The sequence below is a fragment of the Patulibacter medicamentivorans genome, assembly GCF_000240225.1.
Lineage (GTDB): Bacteria > Actinomycetota > Thermoleophilia > Solirubrobacterales > Solirubrobacteraceae > Patulibacter > Patulibacter medicamentivorans.
This window is the reverse complement of record NZ_AGUD01000089.1, coordinates 1-3181: the sequence shown is the minus strand read 5'-3', so window position 1 is coordinate 3181 and position 3181 is coordinate 1. Positions and strand designations below refer to the sequence as shown.

General features: G+C 76.7%; 2 protein-coding genes and 1 pseudogene. 2 read left to right on the top strand and 1 reads right to left on the bottom strand.

The features are described 5' to 3' along the window. Both PAI11_RS26940 and PAI11_RS07945 read left to right on the top strand, forming a co-directional pair. On the top strand, positions 1–1265 hold a 1265-nt coding region (locus PAI11_RS26940), incomplete at its 5' end, for a hypothetical protein (protein WP_040599144.1). A 97-nt stretch (positions 1266–1362) separates the two neighbouring features. Beyond that, entirely contained in the window at positions 1363–2049 is a 687-nt protein-coding gene (locus PAI11_RS07945) for a hypothetical protein (protein ID WP_007572800.1), read from the top strand. A gap of 44 nt (positions 2050–2093) precedes the next feature. On the opposite strand, the pseudogene PAI11_RS26935 reads toward PAI11_RS07945, so the two are convergent. Next, positions 2094–3181 (bottom strand): annotated as a pseudogene (locus PAI11_RS26935) (hypothetical protein); the annotation flags it as partial.

Below are 3181 nucleotides of genomic sequence, written 5' to 3'. Positions count from 1 at the left end.
CGCCGCCGGCCGCGCCGCCCGCGACGGCGACGGCCCCCGCCCCCGTCAGCGACTCCGGCGCCGACGAGCCGACCGCCGGCGACGACGCCGACGCGCCGACCGCCGACGTGGTCGCCGACGAACCCGCAGCCGCCGAGCCGACCGCGACCGACGAGCCGACCACGGTGACGCCGCCCCCGCCGGCCGAGGAGGAAGACCCGCCGCTCGGCCCCGAGAGCACGACGATCGGCCACGTCTGGCTCGTCGCGCTCCAAGGGCCCGGCGCGGCCGAGGCCGTTTCCGCGATCGGGGGCGGCGGCGTCCAGCTGCAGGGCGCCAGGACCGTCACCGAGGGCGGCCTGGCCAACGCCCTGGCGCTGACCGCCGGCGCGACGCCGACCCCGCGGACCCGCTCCGGCTGCCGCGACGCGCAGGCGGCGGCCGCCGGCGCTGCCCCGGCCAGCGACGATCCCTGCGCCCTGCCGGCCGGCACGGCGTCGATCCCGGCGGCGCTCGGAGCGGCCCAGCGCCCATGGCGGGCCTACCTGGACGCGGTTCCTGAGGGCCGGGCCGCCGGCGCCGCCCCGCCCGCCGGCATCTGCGACCTGCCGCCGGCCGGCGACGCCGCCGCGATCGCCCTCTCCGCGCGTTCACCGTTCGCGCACCTGACGGGCCTCCGCGAGGGCGGCGCGTGCGCGACGGCGGTCCGCAGCCTCGGCCAGCTCGACGGCGACCTGGCCGACGCGGGCACCACGGCCGTCTTCTCGTACCTGGCGCTCGGGGGTTGCGTCCCGCCTGGCGCGCCCCCGAAGCCGCTCGCCGACCAGTTGCGCGACGCCGTCGTCTCGATCACCACCAGCCGGGCGTACGGCCAGGACGGGCTGCTCGTCGTCACCACCACCGACGGCGCGGCGCCATGCGGAGCGCCCGCGACGCCCGCGCAGCGAGCGGCCACCGGCCGCTGGCGGCGCGCCGCGACGGGCAACCGCGCCGTGCACCGCGCCGCCTTCCCGGGCGACCCGCAGGCCCCGGCCGGCGTTCCCAGCCCGACCGTGGTCTACAGCCCCTGGTCCGAGGCCGGGTCGACCAGCACGGTCGCCTACGACGGCTTCTCGATCGCCCGCACCGTCGCGACCGTGCTCGGGGTCGCTGCCCCGGGTGCCGCGGCCGACGGCGCCGTCCCCACCTTCGGCAACGACGTCCTCGGCCGCGCCGCCCCCGGCGCGACGGACGCCGAGTCGCGCGCGGCCGCCGCGCGCACGCCCACCAACGTTCCCCGTCGATGAGCACCCGCCAACGACGGTGGCACGCCCCGGCCCTCGGGCCGGTGCCCCGCTCCGGAACCTCCGGAAACCCTCACCCAACCATCGAGGAGCACCTCCGTTGAACGCATCAGCCCGCATCGTCGGCCTGGCGGCCGCCGTCGCGACCGTGGCCACCCTCGGCATCTCGACCGCGTCCGCCCAGACCGTCGACCCGCCGGACCAGATCGTCACGCCGGGGTCGCTGACCGCCCCCGACGGCAGCCGCAACGCCAACCAGAACAGCTGCCACTTCAACCTCAAGTCGCAGAAGCGCGTCAAGGGCGAGGACCTGACGGTCGACTACACCCTGCAGTGCGCGTTGCCGATCAACGCCTACGCGGTGTCGGTCAGCGCCGACGGTCCCGAGCCGGTGTCGGTCTTCGAGAGCGAGATCTTCGCCCAGAAGAAGACCGGCGAGACCCTGCCCGACCAGGCGTTCGGCTGCTTCGGGGACCTGCCGGGCTGGGGCTTCAGCTGCAGCGGCACCTATGGTGGCGCCTACGCGGTGATCCCCGGCAAGTTCGACCTGGACGTGCCGGCCGCCGTCACGAACCTGCGCCAGATCCCGAGTCTGAAGGTGACGGTCACCGCCATCCGCTGGACCGGCTCGCCGGACGGCAAGGGCGGCTTCAAGAAGAACGCCGACGGCAGCCCGACGATCGTCGGCGCGCTGTCGGGGCCGTTCAAGGGCAAGATCCGCGACCCGAAGCTGAAGAAGGTCGCGAAGAAGAAGGCCGTCAAGGCCAAGGCGCGCGCCGCGCGCTGACCCTCCCGCCGGGCCCGGGACCTCGTCGCCCCGGGCCCGGCGCCCTACCGCCGCCCTCCGACCCGCGGGTTGTCGATCTGCGCCAGCCGGTCGGCCAGCTCGCGCCACTGGGCGGGCCGCAGGACCTCGGCCACCTGCCTCGCCAGCCGCGGAGCGTCGCCGCCGGCGCCGGCCTGGGGCCGGAAGCCGACGTGGATGTGGTCGTCGTGGTCGCCGAGGGCCAGCACGTTGGCCGCCCCGCCGAAGTCGGACGGTCGCATCAGGCTGATGATCTGGTGCGGCTCCATCGTCCCCTGCAGGCGCAGCAGCAGCCGGATCGTCGAGGCGGTGATCGAGCCCGGGCCCTGGGTCGCGGGCGTGATCGTGATCCCGTTGACCTGGGCGATGTCGACCGCGTTGCCGGACGAGTGCTCCGAGACGTTGCCCGAGGCCGACAGGTAGCCGTGGCCGGTCCGCAGCGACGTGATCGTCAGCCGCAGGCCGTTGGCCGTCAGGTACTCGAGCGTCGCCAGCACCCGGCGGTCGATCACGCCGGCGGCGATGTCGCCGCGGCCACCGGGGTAGATCGAGAGCCGGCGGTCGGCGAGCACCCGGCGCTGCAGCTGCTCCTTGCTCATCAGCAGCAGCCGGCCGACGTCGGCCGACGGCCCGCCGTCGCCGAGCAGCCGGCTGCGGCGCTCGTTGCCGAAGACGGACGCCTCGTCGAGCAGCCGCCAGCCGTCGACGATCGGCCGCGGGTCGATCCGCGGCGCGCCCGGTCCGCCGGGGCGGATCGCGAACCGCAGGCTGGCGCGGCGGCCCTCGGAGGGCTCCCGCAACCGGCCGAGGACCGTGCCGGCGGTGATCTTGCTGCCGCGGTGCAGGGGCACCAGGCGCAGGTCCGATCGCCGCACCGATCCGGCGCGGACCAGGTAGGGGGCGATCGCGTCCGGCGTGCGCCCGCCCGCTCCCGGGTCGCCCTCGCCGGTGGTCGGCGACGGCGACGAGCCGGTCAGGGGCGGGGCGAGGATCGCCGGGGCCGGTTGGTCGAGCGGACCGCTGCCGGCCGGCGCCAGCAGCTCGGCGGTCAGCCCCGACGCCGGCGGGCCGAGGGTTGCCGGCGCGGTCGTCGCCGCGCCGTCGGGAGCCGGCG